This is a genomic window from Burkholderia sp. WP9 (assembly GCF_900104795.1).
In the GTDB taxonomy this organism is placed as follows: Bacteria; Pseudomonadota; Gammaproteobacteria; order Burkholderiales; family Burkholderiaceae; genus Paraburkholderia.
Map to the genome: position 1 here is coordinate 3,509,957 of NZ_FNTG01000002.1, position 21,120 is coordinate 3,531,076.

At 57.0% G+C, this 21,120-nt stretch carries 17 protein-coding genes and 1 pseudogene; 6 read left to right on the forward strand and 12 right to left on the reverse strand.

The window, feature by feature from the left end:
- Window positions 1–416: 416 nt before the first annotated feature.
- Window positions 417–1,600 (reverse strand): IS3 family transposase gene (locus tag BLW71_RS36720; RefSeq protein ID WP_091793237.1). Its coding sequence is split into 2 segments (ribosomal slippage): window positions 417–1,336 and window positions 1,336–1,600, totalling 1,185 coding nucleotides; the frame shifts between segments, so codons are not numbered across the junction.
- 3,148 nt (window positions 1,601–4,748) lie between these two features.
- On the opposite strand from BLW71_RS36720, the gene BLW71_RS36735 reads away from it, so the two are divergent.
- Together BLW71_RS36735 and BLW71_RS36740 are read left to right on the forward strand one after the other, a co-directional pair.
- The gene (locus tag BLW71_RS36735; protein ID WP_091808469.1) at window positions 4,749–5,225 is read left to right on the forward strand and encodes a MarR family winged helix-turn-helix transcriptional regulator; all 477 of its coding nucleotides are present in this window, start codon (window positions 4,749–4,751) and stop codon (window positions 5,223–5,225) included.
- A gap of 11 nt (window positions 5,226–5,236) precedes the next feature.
- Complete coding sequence (locus BLW71_RS36740) at window positions 5,237–6,010, forward strand: hypothetical protein (RefSeq protein ID WP_143048425.1); 774 nt, start codon at window positions 5,237–5,239, stop codon at window positions 6,008–6,010.
- Between the two features lie 96 nt (window positions 6,011–6,106).
- Here BLW71_RS36740 and BLW71_RS36745 read toward each other — a convergent pair whose 3' ends face one another.
- Genes BLW71_RS36745 through BLW71_RS36755 form a run of 3 tightly spaced genes read right to left on the reverse strand, consistent with a single transcriptional unit; the run spans window position 6,107 to window position 8,699 of the window.
- The gene (locus BLW71_RS36745) at window positions 6,107–7,063 is read right to left on the reverse strand and encodes a PDR/VanB family oxidoreductase (RefSeq protein ID WP_091808473.1); all 957 of its coding nucleotides are present in this window, start codon (window positions 7,061–7,063) and stop codon (window positions 6,107–6,109) included.
- The gene (locus BLW71_RS36750; protein WP_091808475.1) at window positions 7,060–8,118 is read right to left on the reverse strand and encodes an aromatic ring-hydroxylating oxygenase subunit alpha; all 1,059 of its coding nucleotides are present in this window, start codon (window positions 8,116–8,118) and stop codon (window positions 7,060–7,062) included. The genes BLW71_RS36745 and BLW71_RS36750 overlap by 4 nt, the downstream gene beginning before the upstream one ends.
- Before the next feature lie 47 nt (window positions 8,119–8,165).
- Entirely contained in the window at window positions 8,166–8,699 is a 534-nt protein-coding gene (locus tag BLW71_RS36755; protein WP_091808477.1) for a 2,4'-dihydroxyacetophenone dioxygenase family protein, read from the reverse strand.
- A 210-nt stretch (window positions 8,700–8,909) separates the two neighbouring features.
- Here BLW71_RS36755 and BLW71_RS36760 point away from each other — a divergent pair, with 210 nt between their 5' ends.
- Complete coding sequence (locus BLW71_RS36760; protein ID WP_143048426.1) at window positions 8,910–9,902, forward strand: helix-turn-helix domain-containing protein; 993 nt, start codon at window positions 8,910–8,912, stop codon at window positions 9,900–9,902.
- Here BLW71_RS36760 and BLW71_RS42820 read toward each other — a convergent pair.
- From BLW71_RS42820 to BLW71_RS36790, 6 genes are all read right to left on the reverse strand, one after another.
- The gene (locus BLW71_RS42820) at window positions 9,864–10,523 is read right to left on the reverse strand and encodes a TetR family transcriptional regulator (RefSeq protein ID WP_091808481.1); all 660 of its coding nucleotides are present in this window, start codon (window positions 10,521–10,523) and stop codon (window positions 9,864–9,866) included. The two genes, BLW71_RS36760 and BLW71_RS42820, sit on opposite strands and share 39 nt — an antisense overlap.
- Before the next feature lie 153 nt (window positions 10,524–10,676).
- The gene (locus BLW71_RS36770) at window positions 10,677–11,699 is read right to left on the reverse strand and encodes a LysR family transcriptional regulator (RefSeq protein WP_091808482.1); all 1,023 of its coding nucleotides are present in this window, start codon (window positions 11,697–11,699) and stop codon (window positions 10,677–10,679) included.
- Between the two features lie 66 nt (window positions 11,700–11,765).
- On the reverse strand, window positions 11,766–13,178 hold the full coding sequence (locus BLW71_RS36775; RefSeq protein WP_091808484.1) for an efflux transporter outer membrane subunit: 1,413 nt from the start codon (window positions 13,176–13,178) through the stop codon (window positions 11,766–11,768).
- Window positions 13,175–15,220, reverse strand: a complete 2,046-nt coding sequence (locus BLW71_RS36780; RefSeq protein WP_091808486.1) for an FUSC family protein — start codon at window positions 15,218–15,220, stop codon at window positions 13,175–13,177. The genes BLW71_RS36775 and BLW71_RS36780 overlap by 4 nt, the downstream gene beginning before the upstream one ends.
- Window positions 15,221–15,272: 52 nt before the next feature.
- Entirely contained in the window at window positions 15,273–16,199 is a 927-nt protein-coding gene (locus tag BLW71_RS36785; RefSeq protein WP_218157143.1) for an efflux RND transporter periplasmic adaptor subunit, read from the reverse strand.
- 10 nt (window positions 16,200–16,209) lie between these two features.
- Window positions 16,210–16,410, reverse strand: coding sequence for a hypothetical protein (locus BLW71_RS36790; protein ID WP_091808491.1), 201 nt, complete (start codon window positions 16,408–16,410; stop codon window positions 16,210–16,212).
- Between the two features lie 392 nt (window positions 16,411–16,802).
- Here BLW71_RS36790 and BLW71_RS36795 point away from each other — a divergent pair, with 392 nt between their 5' ends.
- A complete protein-coding gene (locus BLW71_RS36795; RefSeq protein WP_091808494.1) occupies window positions 16,803–17,453 on the forward strand; it encodes a TetR/AcrR family transcriptional regulator in 651 nt (216 codons plus the stop codon).
- 409 nt (window positions 17,454–17,862) lie between these two features.
- Here the strand turns inward: BLW71_RS36795 and BLW71_RS36800 are convergent, their stop codons facing one another.
- A complete protein-coding gene (locus BLW71_RS36800; RefSeq protein WP_091808496.1) occupies window positions 17,863–18,027 on the reverse strand; it encodes an FmdB family zinc ribbon protein in 165 nt (54 codons plus the stop codon).
- Window positions 18,028–18,263: 236 nt separating this feature from the next.
- On the opposite strand from BLW71_RS36800, the gene BLW71_RS36805 reads away from it, so the two are divergent.
- The gene (locus BLW71_RS36805; protein ID WP_091808498.1) at window positions 18,264–18,749 is read left to right on the forward strand and encodes an adenosine-specific kinase; all 486 of its coding nucleotides are present in this window, start codon (window positions 18,264–18,266) and stop codon (window positions 18,747–18,749) included.
- Between the two features lie 42 nt (window positions 18,750–18,791).
- A pseudogene (locus tag BLW71_RS36810) lies at window positions 18,792–19,697 on the forward strand (ATP adenylyltransferase family protein); the annotation flags it as partial.
- 495 nt (window positions 19,698–20,192) lie between these two features.
- Here the strand turns inward: BLW71_RS36810 and BLW71_RS36815 are convergent.
- On the reverse strand, window positions 20,193–21,110 hold the full coding sequence (locus BLW71_RS36815; protein WP_091808500.1) for a LysR family transcriptional regulator: 918 nt from the start codon (window positions 21,108–21,110) through the stop codon (window positions 20,193–20,195).
- Window positions 21,111–21,120: the final 10 nt, after the last annotated feature.

The following is a 21,120-nucleotide window of genomic DNA, read 5'->3' on the forward strand; positions in this document are numbered from 1 at the left end:
GAAATTGCCGTCGAAAAGACGGGACGGACGGTCAAACTTCGCTCGGGAGTCTTCCGAATGCGTTGTCGGAACCGTCTGCCGCAAAAAAGACAGAGTATGACGGCTTGTCGCCGATCGTGCCCCTTGGAAATAAACCGGTGCGCCAGTGCGTCTGCGGATCAGATGCGTGTTTGCCGCGACGCGAAAATACGCGCGGAAAAATGACGATTACGTCACCCGGATAACGGCTATGCAGCGTGGGTACTTTAGTGGAGCTGCGGTCGCTGGGCTGGTGGATGGGAGGATGTTGGATTGGGGGAGATTGTTGAAAGAAGAGGATCAACGCAAACTTGATATGAAATTGCTCGTCGCAGAAGCCTTGTGCCACCGCGATCGATGACCTTGCCCCCGTTTGACGAATCCCATAGCTGGGTGAATTATGCGGCTTCGCCTCTATGAGCCGCGAACCAGTTCTTTTCGAATGTCATGGGGCTGACGTAATCGAGCGTTGAATGTAACCGGCGCGCGTTGTAAAAACCCAGCCAGTCAATCACCTCATCCATTGCTGCCCGCCGGGTGGGGAAGTGTCGTCCGTGCATGCGTGCTACCTTCAGCGAACCCCATAGACTTTCCGTCGGCGAGTTATCCCAACAATTTCCACGTCGGCTCATCGACGAACGCATGCCGTAGGCCTTCAACGCGTCCTGAAACAGGCCGCTGCAATACTGGCTGCCCCTGTCGCTATGCACGATTACGCCGGCGTCAGGGCGACGCCGGAACCACGCCATTCGCAATGCGTCCGTGACCAGTTCAGCCTTCATGTGCGGCTGCATCGACCAGCCCACCACCTGCCTGCTGAACAGGTCGATGATGGCCGCGAGGTAGACCCAGCCTTCGGCTGTCGCCAGGTACGTGATGTCGGTCGTCCAGACCTGGTTCGGTGCGTTAGCGGTGAAGTCGCGCTCCAACAGATTCGGCGCCACCGGCAAATCGTGGTTCGAGTTCGTCGTCGCGATGTACTTGCGCTTGTGGCGGGCTCGAATGCCATGCTGCGCCATCAGTTTGCGAACCCGTTCTTTGCCCACGCGCACGCCTTGCGTGAGCAACTCCTTCCACATGCGAGGCCAGCCGTATTCGCCCTTGACCTGCATGTGAATCGCCTTGACTTGCGCGAGCAGCGCATCGTTGCTTACGCGGCTACGGTGCGGCTTGTCGTGCGCGGTGCGTTGCCGGCGCTGATGATATCCGCTGGGACTGACTTCCAGCACTTCGCATAGGACCGAGACTGGCCAGCGGCGTCGATTGTGCTCGATGAACGCGTACTTCACATCGATTCCTTCGCGAAGTACGCTGCGCACTTTTTTAATATGTCTCGCTCCATCTTCAGGCGCGCTACCTCCGCACGCAGCCGCGCCAGCTCCATCTGTTCCGGGCTCACAGGCTTCGTGCCTGCGCCCGCCAGCTTGCCTTCCCGGTCAGCCTTCACCCAGTTGTACAGCGTCTGTTCAACCACACCCAGTGTCGCCGCCACTGCTGCCATGCTTTGCCCGGCTTTGACCAGTCGTACCGCTTCCAGCTTGAACTCGAGCGTGTACTGTGCCCGCTTTGCCTTGCTTGTCATCGTTCTTCTCCTTGCTTGAGTTTACCTGCTCAGCAAGGGATTCGTTTTTCGGGGGCAAGCTCACGAGACCGAATTGCATGCAAGCTTTAGGTGGAGATTGGCGCGGCGTTCGAGTGCCCCCAAGGGCAATCCACCTAAAGTTAGATGTAATCGCCTTGAAGGAAATTTCTCCACCTAATGAGGTCTGAATTGGCCTCATACGTATGTTGCATGTCAGTTCAGAGCGTCGGAGCTAGACTGCCTTGTCTTTCGGTGAGGGGAATCCATGGGCAGCAAGATTAAGATAGTCCGCAGCGACATCTATCGGCGTGTTTGGGAGAAGCCGGCGCGGGAGGTCGCGCAAGAGCTTGGTATGTCGGGAGCCATGCTGAAGAGGATCTGCAAGCAACTGAATGTTCCAACACCATCCTCTGCGTACTGGGCAAAGCTGGAGGCTGGAAAAGCAGTTGCACGGACACCGCTTCCCAGCGAGGCAGGCCGTCACATGGTAATTAGTGATCCGGAGAGGCACAGGTATCGTGGTGCGTCGCCGCCCGATTTGGCCCGCCGACTGCTCCAAATCAAGGAAGAGGAGAAATCTTTCCTCCAGCCTATCGTTACGTATGCCGACGGGCAATTGTGTACGGCATGCGTGCGCGCTATTGCCAACAGGCTGGCATTCCAGAAGGGAAATTCCAACACAGATGCAGTTAGCACCTCGCGTCAACGCCGGCACCGGGCCTTATGTATCGCGGATACACTCGTGGAGGCTATGCGGCTGCGCGGTTTCAAAGCGCGTGAGACGAACGGTCGGCTTGTTCTTTCCCGCGGGTTGTTTGAAATAAATCTCCGCCTGACTGATGCGGAGAGTTCCCGCGGCAAGCCGACCTCCAGTAAAGGTAGCGTTGGCCTTCGTCTTACAGTACGTCAGACTAGGGGCGGGGTACGCACTTATGCGAGAGACGAACCCGGCCGGACGGTTGACGATCAACTAGCACGAATTGTTTAGCGATCAGGCGGGCGGAAGCCACGAGCTCCTATGAAGCGGAACGCGCGGCTGCGGAAGCTCAAAGACTTGCTGCCAAGCTTGATCTGGAGAAGGTCGGTGAACTGTGGACGGAGGTCGATAACTGGCTTCGTGTTCAACAGTGCAGAAGCTACCTCGATCAGGTTGAGATCGCATGTGCTGCTAGCGGTGTTTCGATCGATTGTGGCTCAAGTGTTGCCGAGTGGATCAATTGGGCGCGCGCTGTCTGTGATAACCATGATCCTGTGGCCGCACGAATCACTCAGTTCTCTGCACTGGTTTCATCTCAAGAGAAACCGTGACCAATTGCGAATTTTCACTGATCAACGGATAGTGTTACAGGAATGCAGACGTCAACTGTTTCCGTTCCCGAGAGCACGACCGCGACCATGTCATGGGTCGTTGCTGAGGAGCTTCACGCAAGCGTCTGAGGTTCCATGCACTCACGGGGAGGGCGCTCGCATAGCACTTGCGATTTAACGCTCTGCGAGCACTAGTGATGATCTTCGCATCGATAGCGAGGACCCGCCGACTTCGGCACGCACGATCCGCTCGCCCTCCAAGCCATACAGATCGATGTTGAGCGGCCGGCGGGTTCGCGGGATGGCAGCACCGTTGCCATTCTTAACGGCCATCAGGGCTCAAGCGATGCCGATAGTCTGCCATCCCACGCGCTGGCACCCGGAACATCTCGTTTACGGATAGCCAATTATTTGAGGATTAAAAAATCATAATCATGTCGCGCGGATTATTGGTGCTGTGCGAGTATTTAAATAATGCGCTCAGTATTAATCGCACTTGTTATGAATTTCTGCTCTGTTTTGATTTTTTATGGAATTGATGTGAAAATCTTTGCGTCCGTTTAAAACTAAACGGCCATCCGAAAAACTGCAACCCATCACGTCAGGAAGAAACGTGCCGCTGAGGCAGGTTCATTTCCGCCGACGGCACGAGAGTTCACATGGAAGAAACTTAAAGGACAATCTGCGCAGGGGGTACGCCAATACCCCCTAAGCGCAATAACCACGCACAAGGAACGGAAGAGAAATCCCCTTGTGAAAAGAACACTTGTCGCTATGGAACTGTGCCTATATGTTATGGACCGTGATAAGCAGTCGCTTTGCGACGCGCGCAGCGCCAGGTGATTTTTCGTGCACACCAGTTGACCTACGAACCGACAATCCGTCATTCGAAATGCTGCCGTGCAGTTGACTGACGAGGACAGAAGCGCGTGCGGCATGCGGATCAAGCGAGTAGTCGCAGAATGAGATCCCGTGCATCTCGAGCAGCAAACTGAACTCCCAGACTATCGCCAAGGAAGGCTGGCATTCATCGCCGCGACCTTTGCATCCGGATATGCCTCTGTTTCGTCTGCCGTCCCGCAAGTTGACACGTCATATCATCTTGCAATGTGGACAGGCGGCGAGTACGAGCTGACTCGCAGGTCCGAGGGTGACGCGCTTTGCTCGCTTGCGCCGCTCCGCGCTATGGACCTATCGGTTGCCTTTGATCTGTCTGGGTAGGAAGTTTGTTCCAGTTGGCCCTGACGTACCGTTAGGGAGTCGACGGATTCGCTTTCAAAATTTGTGAGCATGTCTGGTTCGGCGGACTGCGCGAAGGAGGTCGTTGGCGCAACCAGAATGACTGCAATAGCGATGGATATGACGGGCAATTTCATACGAAGCACTTCCCTTCCTGGCTGGATTGCCAACGCATTGTGTTGGGCCGTAGCGAGTTTAGGATTGTTGGTGTCCAGATGAAAACGCATTTCTTTCAATGCACCTTTGCCAGAACTATACAAATATTTTTGCTGGGTCGATTCAAAGCGTTCTTCCGGCAGGCCAACCACAAGACTCCGAGCAGGAGATCAGCGATTCTTGAAAGATCATTTGCTGGATTTGCAACAGTTCCGACGCAAGGAGTGGCGTAACATTGCTTCTAGGAGCAAAGCGAATCTAATGCGCTCGTTTCCCTTCCAATGACTGCGTCACAACAGCCTTTAGCTGTTGCACTTGCGCTGCACCTACCATTTGGTGCCGATAGAAAATATGCCTCAACGCACGGCACACTGTTCCGCGCTGTGCGGCAAGTTACCTTTGCGATTCTTCCCCAGTGTTTAACGGTCAATGTTCAGCAGACGCGATGAGCGCGTATCCTTCTCTCGTCGCCGACGAAAAGGTGCATTTGTGCAATTTAATTTGCCGTGCGCGTGCTGTGTTGTGGGATGCCGCCACGCAACGCACGCTTTCCACGCTTGGTCTGACAACATCGCAAGCCGCCATCTTGCTAGCCATTGCTATAGCTCGTGAATGCTCTGCGGCAGAACTTGCACGCGAGCTCGGCATAGACGCCAGTGCAGTAACGCGGCTGGTTGACCGGTTAGGAAAGGTAGGACTCGTTGTGCGCCGCCGTATTCCAACGGACCGGCGCGTACTTCTCCTTTCGCTGAGTGCGGAAGGCGAGCGCGCCGCTGCGCAGATTCCCGCCATATTTACGGAGACGCTGAAGGGTCTCCTGCTAAGCTTCACGGTTGAAGCGATCGATCTGTTCAAAGGGATGCTTGGCAAAATACTGGTCAACGCCGGACAACAGATCGCACCGCCATTAGTCACACGATGAGACACGATGTTTTGTACGACTTCCAAGCCCCAATTTCCACCGATCTCACCGCCATTCTCAACCAAGTCGGCGACAAACAAAGCAGTCACCTTGCCTTTGCACGCCCGTTCATCGACGGTGCAATCGCAAACGAAAGGTTGCTCGCGAGCAGCGTGCTGATGCTTTGCGCACGTGCGATCGGCGTCCAGGACGGTAGGGAGCGGTGCCTTTATGCGTTTGCCGCAGCGATGGAGTTGATGGTGTTGTCGCTCGGGGCGCATGCGCGGCTATCCGACGCAACGGCCGGTACACCAGCAAATCCGTTGTTGACGCTGGGAACGGCCGCGGGCGTCCTGCTCGGCGATGTCCTTTATACACGGGCCTTTCAGATCGTGGTCAAGACCGGACATGCGGGGGGGCTGGCAGAAATTGCCCGCGCAACCGAGCGCATGGTGGCGGCGGCCGCAAACGACCGGGTCGTACCTAACGAAAGCACGCCAACTCAGCGCGGAACCGCTTCGTTTCGCATGGAAGCCTACGCGTCATGCTGCAGGCTGGCAGGCGTACTTAACGAGACCGTTTCCCCTGATCGACATGCACAGCTGGGCCGGCTGGCAGAGCGTCTTTTGGGTACACGCATGATCCCCATGAGCGGGGACGAGAACGTTGAAACGAAAGAAACAGACTTGGATCTGCTGCACACCTGTTTTCGCCCGTCCGAATTCCGCGACGCACTGAGCCTTCTTTTGTCGTCCTTGCGGTCAAACCCGATTGCGTGGCGAGTCGGACCGTTCGAACTGGCGTAACCCGTTGAATCATGGTCAACCCGATGTCACCACGCGAAGAGCGGGTGCTGCGCGGTAGGCGTTGTCTGATGCCGCGCAACCTCCATTGCGAATCCGTCAGATATCGAGTGTGATCACACTAGATAGCGAGCGCGAACAGCACGGCGCGATATGAGTGTTAGCGGCCTTTTCAGCCTCGGTTTGAAAAAGATCGCGGTGGTCAGGGACACCTTCGACAACACGGGTCAGACAGGTCCCGCAAACGCCTTGTTCGCAAGACATTTGGACCGATACGCCCACCGTGTGCAGCGCGTCGGCGATAGTCTGCTTGTCGGTTACGTCCACAGTGACGCCACTTCGCGCCGCCTTGACCGTGAAGGTGCATCCGCCCGCAAGCGGTGCCGCCGAGAATCGCTCTGAGTGGATTCGTCCTGTTGCCAGACCCGCGGCAACAGCCGACGATGTGACCCACTCCATAAAGCCGGCCGGCCCGCAGAGGTAGAGATCCGCCGCCGTTCGCTGCGCAAAAACCGCTGGGGAGAAGCGTTGCTTGGGGTCACCATCATCGAAGTGGAACTGCACGGCCGACTTGAACTTGCAGGAAGCAAGCTCGCTGATAAAGGCGGCCTGCGCCTGCGATCTGACGCAGTAGTGCAACTCGAAAGGCGTGCCAAGCTCGTGCAGCCGATGGGCCATCGACATCAACGGCGTGATGCCTATCCCGCCACCGACCAGCACACCGAATGTTGACCCTTCGCGTAGCCGGAAGGCGCTGCGCGGTGCGCCGACGGCCAACCGTGTGCCAGGCTTCAATGCTGCGTGTAGCGAGGAGGACCCACCGCGAGATTGTGATGCACGCAGAATCCCCAGGCGATATCGATAGCGGTCTGATGGCGAGTTGCAAATGGAGTACTGGCGAACCAGGCCCTCAGCGACATGTATGTCGATATGGGCGCCCGCCTCGAAAGGCGGGAGGCAGTTGCCATCGGGATCGGCTAACTCGACGGACAGAATGTCCCCAGTTTCATCCGTGCGTTTTGCAACCATGAGGTTGAGCAGCTTGTCGGTAGTCATGATGCCGCTGCTGCCTCCACGACTGGCTGAGGTTCCTGCTCGTCACTGATCAATTGCTTGAGCACGCGCCTCGCCCGCAAAGCACCGGCGTCTGCGGTCAATAAAACAGGCCGCATCTGGTCGAAAGTCTTGCCGCCCATCATCAGCTCGACTCGCTCGATGATCGGTACATCTTCTCCGACGAATGCAACGTGTACGGCTTCCTCAATGTTCCTGTCGACAGACTCGTCGTCCAGCTTGAACGGCCGGCTTACCGACCAGAAGTAGTACGTTGACGTCTGCGTTTCAGGCGTCAGAAAATGGTTGAAATACGCCCACACCCCTTTTTCACGAGACTCGCCGACTGGCGCAACGCCCACATCGAGCCGCAGAACCCCGGGCGCATCCCAGCGCATATTCAGCCAATGATCGACGGGCTTTCCGTAGTTGTCGAATATGGCGTCCCACACGGGCGGCGCCATACCGTCCGGACACCAACGGTTCGAATGCACTGTAGCCCCGTCCTGAGTAACTTCGGTTTTCCCCTTCTTGATCGCTTCGCTGCCGAGGCCACCTGCGTGCAGATATTCGACATGAGAGAGGTCCATCAGATTGTCAGCAATCAACTCGTAGTGCGAGCGCACATAAATGGAGCCGGACAAAGTGCGAAACGAGGGTGACGTCATGAAACCAAAATCTGGAATGGCGGATGGGTCAGCCCTGCCTGGATCGCCCAGCCACAACCAGAGCAACCCGTTGCGCTCAACGGCGGAATAAGTCGGGATTCGCGCGGCATGGGGAATTTTGCCGTCGCCGTGCGGATTGTGGACGCACTGACCCGATGTGCCATCGAACTGCAGGCCGTGATACGGACATTGGATGATGCCGTCGCCTACGACAGTTCCTGTATGCAGCGGCGCAAATCGATGCGGGCACCGGTTGCCCGCCGCGACGCAAGTGCCGTCTTCCTTGCGAAGCATCAGGATCGATTCGCCGCAGATTGTGCGAGCCATCGGTGCGGTGGTGATTTCGCTGGCGAGCGCCGCGACATACCAGGTGTTTTTGAGGAATGTCATGCTGTTGTCTCCTATGCAGGGGCATTCTCTGGCTTCTGCAGACGCCTTTAGCGTAACAAGCCCTTGATCGTGTCAGCACCGAAGCCCATCGCATCGTAGTGCTTCTCGCACATCTCGATGTAGTCGTGAACATCGAAATAGCCGTCGGACTTGCCATCCTTGTCTAACCAGATCAGCGGTCCGTGCACGATAAAGAAAACCCGCATCGGTTCCTCATGTTCGAAGGCAACGAGTGTGTGGCCTTCGCCTGGCGTCTCGTAAACGAAGTCGCCTTTTGTGGCGGTCCAGTCATGTTCGAGGTATCCCCATTTGCCGGAGATGGTGTATGCAAAAACTTCATGCGGGTGGTAGTGCCGATTGACGAGGCCCGCTTCTTTCGCCATCAGGATGTCGCACCACCTGTTTTCGCTCGGCGAGATCCACAACGGACGGGATGACACGGTTTCGGTGAACGGCACGTAAAGCCGGTCATCTTCCGACGCCGCGCCGGCGATGTACGCCTCCGGCAACGCGTGCGGTTTGAACGGGTTGGCGATCGGGCTGAGGTCGCGCCAGAATTCATTCTTTGCTCTATCTACCATCATCGTCTCCTTGAAATCGTGAAGACAATTTATCGTCAATGGCGGAGGTCGGTTTGATTCCTGAGGACGTGGGATTTGACTGAGCGGGACACCAGATCACCTCAATTTCGACGACGCCTGACAGGCGTCCCTATAAGTGGTAGCTTTCTAGAAAGCCGAAATCAGACGACGGTCGCCGCAGAAGCGACCGCAAAATTGGAGACAAAACCGGTGAATACTTATCCCCCTTTACTCACGTACGCATCGACGGATCCCGTGGCGATCGAAGAAAGGCTCGCATATTGGGATAAATACAACGCCGCGGCGCTGATCGGATTGCGCACGTCTTCGCTATCGGAGTCAGGGCTGACTGCGCGGCAGGCGAACGGTACTCTGGACACCATGCGCGTTGCCGAGATCGAAGGAAACGATCATGTGATCGAACGGAACCCGCGACTCGTGAAGGAGTTTCCCAAGGAATCGATCTTTGCGTGTCACCTGGTTAAAGGAAACGCATACTTCATTCAGGGCGGCCAAAGTCAGTCTCTGACCGTCTGCGACACAATAATCTACGACACACGTCGTCCCTTTACGTTTGGCTTTCTCTCGGATATGCGTGAGCTACTCGTGGATATTCCCGTGACCGAACTGGCCGAACAGTGGGACATCCGGGCTGACGAGTTACCGCTCAAAATTGCGCCGACGCCCGGTGTCGGTATCGCTGTGGGAGCCGAGTTTCGGCGGGTCCTGACCAGCTATCTGCGGGACCCGGCAGCCGAAAGTGCGGAGTCGTTGCCGGCACGCACCCATATGCTGCTGCGCTCGATGGTGAAATCGAGCAGGAACGGAGCATCTGCACTCGAGCCATCCGTGTTTTATGTTCTGCAGGCGAAGGGCTATATCGCCCAGAATTTGAGTGACACACAACTGACGCCTACGAACGTTGCGGTCAAAGTCGGTGTTTCAGTGCGACATCTCAATCGTCTATTCGCTGCGGAGCGAACTTCGCTTTCCGACTATATCTGGGCGCAGCGAGCCGCGCGAGCATACCGCGACCTGGTCACTCATGCGGGACGGAAAGTAACTATCGGAGAGATCGCGTTCCGTTGGGGCTTTTCGAGTCAGGCACATTTTTGCCGGACGATCGTCGCACGCTATGGAATGACGCCCTCTGATATATTACGCTCACCGAATAGTGCTCCGCGTGGTACTCAGGGCGTCTAGGACCGATGGACAGGTAAGTGCCGTCAACGCGGCCGACACGGTAGCGCGAGCAACAGCGCGCGCCGAGGTCCGGGGTGCTGTGTCGAGCGTCAGGATAAGCGCCCCAACGATCTGACCATGGATGTAGTGAGCACAGCACCGGCTGTCGAGAGTAGATGGCAATACACCATGTCCGATCGCGCGATCTAGCGCTGTTCTCAGTACCGAAATCAAGGAGTCTACGGCGTGCCTAAAACCGATCGCAAGGGCATTCTGCTCGGTCATCTCGGTGCGCGCGAGCAAAATCACGAAAAAGCGCATGGTCTGTGTATCGACGAATGGCTCTTCGACAAGTTGCAGGCAGAATCCCTGGACGTCTTCAAGCAAAACGCCCGTACTGATGCGCTCGCTAAACGCCTCGATGCGGGTAGCAATCCTCGCATACCCCCTCTCAAACATCGCTGCCAGCAGTGCGTTCTTATTGTCAAAGTGCCAGTAAAGCGCACCTCTCGTCAAACCCGCGTGGCAGGCGATCCGCAATAACGATACATGCTCGACGCCCTCTGTCGCGAAGAGCATCTCTGCTGAATCCAGCAGTCGAGCACGGGTTATCAGCGAGCCCTCTTTCGAACTTTTTCCCATTACGGACTCTGTGTGTCCTTCCCACAACAACGTACAGGCCGACCCGACGGCTGTCCGCCATGCGCCAGGGAATGCAAATATTTCCGATCCGGTTCTAGCTACGCGTGATCCGGACGTAGGGCTACGTGACGAGTGCGATTCGCGCTCCTCATGTCATCTGTTGATCCAAACTTCAGCCACCTTCGGAACGGACAGTCTTGATGCCGACGAAACCACGTCCCAACCTGCATTGTCCCGCATATGGGCAGGAGAAGTCCCGATGAGTTCCGCGTCGGCTGCAAGCACGCCGGGCATCTCCGCGAGAAGGAACTCGACCCATGTTCGGATTTTTGCGTCCAGATGCTTTCTGGACGAATAAAGGAGGTAGAGATTCAGTTCCTGTAGCGTGTAAGTCGGCAGAATCCGCACCAAGGTTCCGGCGCGAAGTCCTGCGAGAGCCGTGGCGCAAGGCAGCAGTCCGATACCGAGTCCAGACTGGATAGCGACATCAAGCGCTTCTGCTGTATTGACTCGGAGTGTTGATGGGTCCAAAAGGACCTCTTCGATGCCGTCAGCACCTTCAAACTTCCATCGATCTGCGGGGAACACCGGGGTGCGTAGCTGAATGCACGTATGCGTCCCGAGGTCGGCCGGTGTCTGCGGCACGCCGGATTCGCTAATGTAGTCCGGCGATGCGCAGGCGACGCTAAAGACGCTACCCAGATGGCGCGCGACAAGATCTGAATCCGGCATCTGCGGCGCGAGCACCAGCGAAACGTCAAAGCCTTCGGCGACAAGATCTGGAACGCTTTGGGAAAAGGTGAGATCGATGGAAACAGCCGGATGCAACTTCGAGTAGCGCGCAATCGCCGGTACAACGTGATGCTGTCCGAAACTGGACATCGCGTGAAGCCGCAGCACGCCCGAAGGGTGTGTGTGAGCCTTGCGCGCCTCCGCCTCTGCGTGATCGATTTCCATCAGTATCTGCTGACAGCGTCGCAGGTAGCGCTCTCCTGCCGCCGTCAGCGCCATACGCCGTGTCGTGCGATTTATAAGGCGGGTGCACAAGTGATCCTCGAGCGCGGTCACGGCCCGTGATACCTGCGCGGTTGTAGTCTGCATCCGGCGCGCCGCATCGGTAAAGCTCTCATTTTCTGCAACATGCACAAATGCACGCATACCTTGAAGCATATCCATATTTCTTTTAATCCATCGAATGGCGCCACCCGATTCACCCGCGGAGCCTGTTCAGAAGAAAAGATATCATTCCGACAATCCGCCTCCGAGCGCCTTATACAGACTGATCTCTGTAGTTAATTGCAGCATGTGATCGCTCAGAAGTTGCTGCTGTGAGGACAGCAACTCACGCTGAGCATCGAGTACTGTGAGATAGGTGGAAATGCCCTGGCGAAAACGTTCGTTCGCAAGGGCGAAGTACTCCTTGTTGTTTTGCACCAGATCGCGCTGCGCCTGAAGCTGGTCGACATAGGTAGAGCGTGCGGCGAGTCCATCCGCGACTTCCCGGAAGGCGACCTGAATGCTTTTCTCGTATTGCACAATCGCAATATCTTTCTGGATCTTCGAGTAATCAAGACTGGCCTTGAGGCTGCCGCCGTTGAAAATCGGCACGTTGATCTGAGGTGCGAATGTCCAGATACCCTGGCCCGGCGTGAACAGATCCTTGAGCCCGGCGCTCGTTGTGCCGGCCGAGGCTGTCAACGTGATGCTTGGAAAGAATGCCGCACGCGCGGCACCGATATTCGCGTTGGCCGAGAGAAGCTGATGTTCAGCAGCCTGGATGTCCGGGCGACGCAACAGAACGTCCGAAGACAGTCCCACGGGAAGGTTGTAGATCACCGTATTGTCGAGCGGATCTTCCTTAGGCAAATCGTTCGGTAAAGGCGCGCCGACTAGCAACTCAAGGGCATTGATATCCTGCGCGACCTGACGCATATCAGCAGCCTGCTGGGTGCGCGCACGGTCAACCGCCACACGAGCCTGCCGCACCGCCAACGCTGATGCAATACCTTTTCGCTCATTGCGTTCGACCAGGTCCAGACTTTTTTGATTGCTCGCCAGGGTTGCATCCGTCAACTTCGCGAGGTTCTGATCTGTCCGCCAGGTTAAATAGGCATCCGCAACCTCGCTCACCAGGGCGATTCGTTCGCTGCGTTGCGCCTCGTCGCTGGCGAGATAGGTTTCCAGCGCCTGCTTCGAGAGGCTTCGTACCTTGCCGAAGAAGTCGACCTCATAGGAGCTCATTCCCAACGCGACTTCGTACTGGTTCTCCATGCCTGGCAGTCCCGAAGCCGATACGTCAGATGGCAGTCTTTGTATGTTCGCCGATGCGCCCGCGCCGACATTCGGCAGCAATTTCGCGTTCTGGATACGGTGCAGCGCGCGGTACGCGTCGACGTTTAACGCGGCCTTGCGAAGATCGCGATTGTTTTCGAGTGCAACTCCGATCACGCTGCGCAGACCCGGGTCTTTGAAAAATTCTTTCCAGCCGATGTCGGGCGCCATCTTTCCGCTGTTCGCAGACGCGGATGCATACGCGGGACCTGTGGGCCATGTCGGCCTAACTGGCGCAGTAGGACGGTGATACTCGGGTATCAGGCTGCAACCAGATAACACCATGCTGCATGCCAGAATTGAAGCGATATGGCGAGGTTTCATTGCATTGTTTCCTGAAGCGGAAGCGACTTGAATACGCGTCGGATCAAGTAATCGCATTCGCGCAGGTAGTGATCACGCGATATTTTTGTGTCGCTTGTGGAAACGCGGTTCGGCAGAGGAATCGGAGCGACGCCATCTACAAGTCGGTGCTTGTTTTGCCAGCCGTCAAAAAGGTAGTTCCGATAAAGCTCGGTCTTCCACGGCCTCAGTGCGTCCGATCGGGCAGGCATCCCGATGCCTTCCAGGTAGGCATCAACTTTGCTGACCTGCGTCATCAAGAAAATGCATTGCCCAGCTTTATCCACCAATGCCGCCCTGGTGTCGGGCTCCACTTCATGGCTGGCGGCGACCAGCTTGTCGATGACCAGTCCGACACGGTGCTTCAGCGCATTTGCAGCGCCGTTGCCGTGGCGATTCGTCAGGATGACATTGCGTAGATCCGCTTCAAATAGCGAAGCGGCGGATGCCCCCTCTTTAAACAACGGCCGCCGTGGCAGCAAGACGTAAAGGAGCGCCAGAATCGCGGAACCGATGCCGACCGACAACGAGCGTTCGATAGCGAATGGCACATTCAAGGCCAACGCAGGCGTGTTCAAAGGAAGCACGAGAATCATGTACGACAGGCAGAAGCCGAGACTATAGGGAAACGACATGAGACTGGACAGACCCATCAATCCGAAGAACAACACACTGCCTGCCGTCAGGATCAACAGCTCAATCGCGCTCGGCGCCTGAGCCAGCAAAATGAACACTGCCAGACCTACAGGAATGCCTATGGCCGTCCCAATGACGATCTTCTTCAGAATGATTTCGGGGTGAGGCAACTTACCGAGCATGATGCTGAAGACGACGGGCACGACCGCGATTAGAAATCCCTGACCCCATCCGGTCGCGTACCACAGGCCAAAGACAATCACGAACAGCAAGGACGATCGTAATCCGGTCGTAACGCTGTTACGGAACTGGAAGTGCCGCTTGATCCTCGTGCCCTCGACGTCGATTTTTTCTGCTCGAAGCAGGCTACCATACAGGTCGGCGAGCGACTTTAGCTGCAGCGCGAGGTTGTGCAACTTCGTGAGCAGCAAGGACCGCCCGGTGAACTCGACGATCTCCCGGTCCTTTGCGATCGAGCCATTCAACTCCCAGATAAACTCCGTGAGCGAATCCATCTCGTGCGGCATCCGGCGCACCCGATCGAGCGGCATCGATGCCGCAGCCTCGGTCAGGCGCTGGAGTTCCGCCGCGACGGCGTGTTGTTCGTCCGGCTGAAGCTGGTGCAAAGCGTACGATTCCGAGACTATTTCGACCGACACACGGTTCATTTCTCGCGCAATTTTTGCCGCCCGCTGTCCCCAATGACCTTCGAGACTGCAGTGGTTCGCCGCGTCCTCGCACTCGACAAGCGTCGAATAAATAGCCGCCTGCTTCGACCGCAGTGCGTCGTCGTCGAGTGCGAAGTCGCTATTCAGGTGAAACAACGCATCGACAAGCTTGCGGCTCGTACCGTACAGCATATCGGTGCTGTACACCGGCCACAGTGCGGCACTGACGAGCGCAGCCCAGGCGATCCCTGCGATGATCGCCCCAATACGATCGATGAAGATGACGATGAACTCTTCGCTCGTCGGACCGATAAATCCGGGGATCATCACCATGATGACCACGGTCACTGAGAAGATTGCACAACAGAACGTGAAGTTGCCGTCGCGTGTGTGATAGGACAGGCTCGCGGAGACGAAAATAACCGCCGCTACAAGCAGTGCCAACATGAAAGGACTTTGTGCCGTGAACGCCATCAAGAGTAGTCCCAGCAATCCACCGAGAATAGTGCTGATGCACTGAAACAGACATTTTTTGACGACCTGTGCGTGGTCCGGTGCGAAGAAAGAAATCATTCCGGTGATCATTGCCCACACCGGATGTTCGAAATTCATCAGAAGCGCAATCACGAGCGCGCCCCATACGGAAATGCTGACTTTGATCGCTGTTCTGACGGCGACCTTGTTCGTGAGCAGATAGGCGCTTAGCACTGAGCCTGTCATTGCTTTTCAACCTGAAAAATTACCAAGGCGTTCATAGCGGCCAATTTCGCCATTAATGGAGAACGGCGCTGACGTCGGTGCTCAAAGCATGCAGAACCGATCGACGGTTGCGTTGCTCGTTTGGCGGAACCACGACTTTGAGGGTTGCCGACATTCCCGAACTCAAATCCACCCCGGCCGGGACGCTATCGATCCTGATGTCGACAGGAATGCGCTGGGCGAGACGAATCCAGGAGAAGGTCGCGGAAACGGACGGCAACATTTCGTTTCCCGGTGTCGTATTCTCGTTGGAGATGCCGCTGTCGATAGCCTCAACGTGGCCGTCGAGTCTGATACTGCCAGCCATCAACCATATTTCCACTTTGTCGCCAAGCCTGATGGCGGGTATCTTGGTCTCTTCGAAATAGCCCGTGACGTAGTAGCTATTGCTTTTAACGAGCGCCAGACGGTCGACGCCACGCGTGACGTAGTCCCCTTTTTCTAGCGCCAGATTGATGATTTTCCCGTCGGCCGGTGCCTTGTATATCGTTCGGGACAGATCGAGTTGCATCGCATCTACTTTCGCTTGCGCCTGCTTGTAGACCGCGAGCTTCGCCAGCATATCGAGGCGCGCGAGGTCGATTTCTTCGCTGCTCACGCCGCCGTCGGTCAGGCTGCCGCGACGTTGATAGACGCTCGCCGCTCGCTGCCAATCCACCTTCGCACTGTCGGCCTGTGCCTGAGCCTGTTCGAGTGCGACCTTGTAACGTGCGTTGTCGACGGTGAACAGCACATCGCCTTCCTTGACCGATTGAGAGTTCTCGGCATTCAGCTGGTCGATCCAGCCCGAGACATCCGGTGCGATGGAAATGACCGTCGCACGAACCCTGCCATCGCGGGTCCACGGCGTGTACATGTACCGATTCCAGATGAAGCTGATTCCAGCGCCGATAGCGGCGATCAATATCAAGGTCGTCAACGCACTTGCTGCTCTTTTCATTGTCCAGCTCTCAAAATGAATGACTTACCATCATCGCCACGATGCCGACCAGCAACAGCACGTACAGAAGGCTTTCGTTCCTGTGCAACGAATAGGGGATGATTCGGTTTACCACCCCCGCAATCAGACTTGTGCCGACGACGGCCGCAAGGATCATCATGAATATCGGGCTAAGCAGAAGACCAAAGACCTCTACCTCGTGAAGTGGCATCGACAACTCCGTTGTTACGTTTCGTGCCGATGACGCTGAGGGCCGGCACACTAGTGATCGGTCTCCGATGCCGGGCTGCCGCATCATGTGACTCCAGATTCGCGCATGGTCTACCGCTGGTCTCGCAAACGCCCACGCGGATTCTGACGAGAACAAACAGTTTTATTTCGGGCAATTCACCGTGACCTAAAAACGTAATGTACCATACGTTACGTTTTGTCGTGGTTTGAAAATGAATCGGTAGCCTTTCGCGTCCATGTCCGGTTTGGATCTCTGGTCCAGGCCGTTCGTGCATAATCGCTGGCTCTGCCAGCTCGTGACGAGGAGGGCTTTGAGGCCCATCTCAACCTCGTGCGTTGCTGGGCGCTTTTTATGAAGGAGGCTAGTTGGTCATGAGGAAGCTGAGCGAGGAAAGTGAACGTCAGGCTCCCACAGTAAAGGGCGAAGCGCGACGCGTCAGGCTTCTTGAAGTGGCCGCCGAAGAATTCCTTACGACCGGATATGCGCAGACGTCGATGAAGACGATCGTAAGCAAGGCAGGAGGATCCGCCGCGACCGCGTATCAGTTGTTCAGCAACAAGGAAGGGTTGCTCGCCGCGGTGCTGCAGCGCGAATTCGAAGGTCTCGAAGCGCAGTTCTTTCCGGAGAGCCTGCTTTCGAAGCCCCCTGCAACAGCTCTGTACGCGATGGCATTGCGCCTGCTCACGTATACGACCCAACCGCGCTCGGTTGACTTTTATCGTCTACTTGTGGCCGAAGGACATCGCGTTCCTGGTATTTCGGAGTATTTTCGAAAGATCGTCTCGGTACAGGTTATCGACCCGCTGGAACGCTACCTTCGTGCTGCCTGCGAGCGTGGTGAGCTTCGAATCGACAATCCGGCGCACGGCGCTCGACTGCTCGGGAATCTGCTCCAGGGAATGTCCAATGAAGCCCGAATAGTCGGCGGTTATCCCGACGGCCTTCCCGCATTAGACAAACAGATCTGCCGATACAGTGTAGATGCGATTTTAGGCCTGTGGACGGTCGACCCCCGGCCCTAGATGATATTTGGTTTCCTGGACACGGGCCTCGTCCGCGAACAACCCTCTATCAAATGACTGTCTTGTCTACCGGGGGCGGACGTCCATTCCCTAGAGTGGACTAGTGCCTTAGGTCGGAGCACGCGTTTGCAGGCAGGCAGCGTGACCCGACATTCGCGGCCACCTGCGTGAGAGCGGCAGCAAAGCGACATGAAGCTGCCACGCGAACAGCGACACCTGAGCGTTGGCTCAGGCCGCCCCTCGTCTTCCAATGCGACTATTCGAACGTCGGTTGTACCTTGAAAGCCGCCCTATATGTCGCGTTGGGTCGACCGGCTGCAGCGGGTCGACCCGAGACGATCATCATTGCCTCTCATCGCGCCGACAATTAATCATCCGCTCCATGGACGAGTCGACGCGAGGCGAGATCTCAGCTCTTTTTCGACGTCTTGGCGATAAATGGCGTCGGTACGTGCTGACACTTCTCGTTTGCGCACTTCGGGCAGCGCGTGTGGGTGCTCTCGTGTTCGGCGAGATGTTCAGCGTGCTCAAACACATGGCCACACTTCTCGCAACGATATTGATACGTTGGCATTTGCACTTCTCCAACATGAATCCACCTGGCCGGGCTAATACCCCTCACCAACACTGTCCGGCACTATGAAAATCCATTCTAGTGCAGGAAATGCGCAAGCATGCGTGTTCGGTTCGTACTAGGCTTGATTATGGTCAGGGCGGTCGCGGTCCCGCGAGACGTGATGAACCGATACCCGCCTGCTGGCGAATACCGCCTCCCCCCGGTGTTTCTGGCGGCACAGAGCGAGGTCCCATATGCAAGTGCTCACGGTAACAATCGTCAAACCCGAAGCGATGAACTTCATCCTGGGGCAAAGCCACTTCATCAAGTCTGTCGAGGATCTGCACGAGGCAATGGTCGGAACCGTTCCGGGTATCAAGTTTGGTTTGGCCTTTTGTGAAGCGTCAGGTAAGCGCCTCGTGCGCCGGTCTGGCACCGACGCTGACCTGGTCGAGTTGGCGTGCCAGAATGCCACGGCCATCGGTGCGGGCCACAGCTTCGTGATTTTTCTCGGGGATGGTTTTTACCCCGTCAATGTTCTGAATGCGATAAAAGCTGTGCCGGAGGTATGCCGGATATTCTGTGCGACGGCGAATCCCACGCAGATTCTGGTTGCCGAGACAGAGCAGGGGCGTGGCATCCTGGGTGTGGTTGACGGGTTCCCGCCGCTCGGCGTGGAAAACGAGGAGGACGTTCAATGGCGTAAGGATCTGTTACGTGCTATTGGTTACAAAGCGTAGGTGCGGCTGCTCTCCCCGCGCGACCCGCGTGCCCATCGAACCATGGAACATCTCCATCTGCACCCCGGCACGCTGTGGCCGGCCATCCTGCGTCAGACTGAGCATGCGCTGCGTCTTGGCGCACTGAGGCCGATCGAGACAATCCAGACGCTGCTCGAAGAACGCGGTATATGCTTTCTCGTCCGTCAGGTCTCCAGCCTCGCGCGCAAGGAGGAAACCCGACAGTCGCGCAAGGTCGAGGTGGGGGCGTGCAGCGCGGTGAACCCGTTCCTTCCTTACGACCCCGACCTCTTTGTGGCCGATCTTTCGGACACTCACGTCGCCTTGCTCAACAAGTTCAACGTCATCGACCATCATCTACTGATCGTCACCCGTTGCTTCAAACCGCAGGACGCGTTGCTCGAGTTCGCGGACTTTGTTGCATTGGCCGCCTGCATGGCCGAGTTCGACGGCCTCGGCTTCTACAATGGCGGAGCGGAATCCGGCGCGAGTCAACGCCACAAGCATCTGCAGATCGTGCCGCTGCCGCTCGGAGAATCAGGTCCGCCGCTCCCCATTGAATCCGTTATTAGGCCCGGGGGCATAGAAGGTCTGATCGGCACTGTACCTGGCCTGCCTTTCCTGCACGCGTTTGGTCGTCTGGAGCTGGCTCCTGCCGCGTCGCCGCACGCAGCAAACGCCGCGATCGATTGTTACCACGCGTTGCTCGAAGCTACGGGCCTACGAGCGATCAAGGTGAATGGCGAATTGCATCAGTCGGCACCGTACAACCTGCTTGTCACCCGCCGATGGATGCTGCTCGTACCACGGCATTCGGAATGCGTCGAAGGCATTTCGGTGAATGCTCTGGGGTTTGCCGGATCGCTCTTCGTGCGTGACGCAGCTCAGATGGAAGTCATTAAACGGCTCGGTCCGATGTCCGTGCTGAAACGTGTCGCGGTCCCTGCCGCCGCGGGTCGACCGGGCCCATCTGTCTGGCGTTTTCGCTTCAAGACTGACCCTCAAAGGCGGGAATATGCACAGGCGCTGATTGTCAACCGCGCCTCCGACGGTGGAGTGGTACAGGCCTTGCCGGGTGTGATCCTGCGCGGCAGGCAGTGCGTGCATTTCGTCATCGACAAAGCACCGGAGCCTTGGGGCATAGAGCGTATTAACACTGTCAACGTTGGGCACAATAAATGTGCCGACTCAGGCTGGATCGCGACGACGTTCCGGCCCAGCCTGAATGGGCAAGGGCTTCCAGATGCGAAATAACTGTGCCACTCGCGAAGGTCGATCCGGCGGTAGTGGTTGCTGAAGGTAAGGTCTCAGCGCGGCCATGAAGCGACATTGGTGGTGCGCTTGCGTCAGACATCCGGAAGGCAGCGTGAACCCGCGAACGGAGATTCTCCTCCGGCACGTCCGCCTCGCTCGCCGATGCTGCAAGCGAGAGTGCTCTGGCTATCAAGGTTGGAACACCGACGCTTCGAACGCAGCGAGTTGCACCAATTCATCAACAGCGACTTTGACTTTCGGCTGAAGGTGTCGTGTCTTCTGCCAGATCGCATGAATCGGTGTTGTCGTCGACAGGCTCGGCAGCACTTCTCGCAGCGCGCCCGTGCGCAAAGCATCTCGCGCCAGCCATCCGGGAAGCTGGGCAAGGCCGCAGCCCGTTACGCACGCGTTCAGCAAGGTGTCGCCGTCCGTTAACTCGTGACGCGCTCGCACATCAAAGTAAGCGGCTCCGCTGTCGTTCGCCGCATCTGCCAATAGCCAGCCGGACCGTACGTTGCTACGCCATCCGATCAAGCAATCGTGTGTGAGCAGATCGTCGCGCTGCACCGGTTCGCCGGTTCGTGCCAGGTAATCGGGCGCGGCGCAAATAACGAGCCTCTGCTCGCCAAGCTTACGCGCGACGAGATCCGGAAATGCGTCGAGCGTGCCGATACGCACCGCCAGATCGACTCCCTCGCTGACGAGATCCACCGCCCGATCCTGCAACGTGACGGCGAGATCCAGCCGCGGAAATCGCCGAGTCAGATTCAGCAGTGCAGGCACGATGTGCCGGCGGCCAAAAGTCGTCGGAAGATCGACGCGCAGGCGGCCAATAGGTTGTTCGTGGCCCGTCGACAGAAAGGCTTCTGTCTGGTCCAGATCTTCAAGGATGCGTCGGCACGTGAGCAGGAAAGTCTCGCCCGCGGTCGTCAGGTCAATGCGGCGCGTCGTCCGGTGCAGCAGTTGCACACCGAGCCGCACCTCCAGCCGCGAGATGTTCTTGCCGACCGCGGAACCGGTAAGGCCCAGCAACTCACCGGCGGCGGTAAAGCTGCCGTGATCGACGGCGGCAACAAACTCGCGAATGCCAGCAAAACGATCGTCCATAATCGATTCT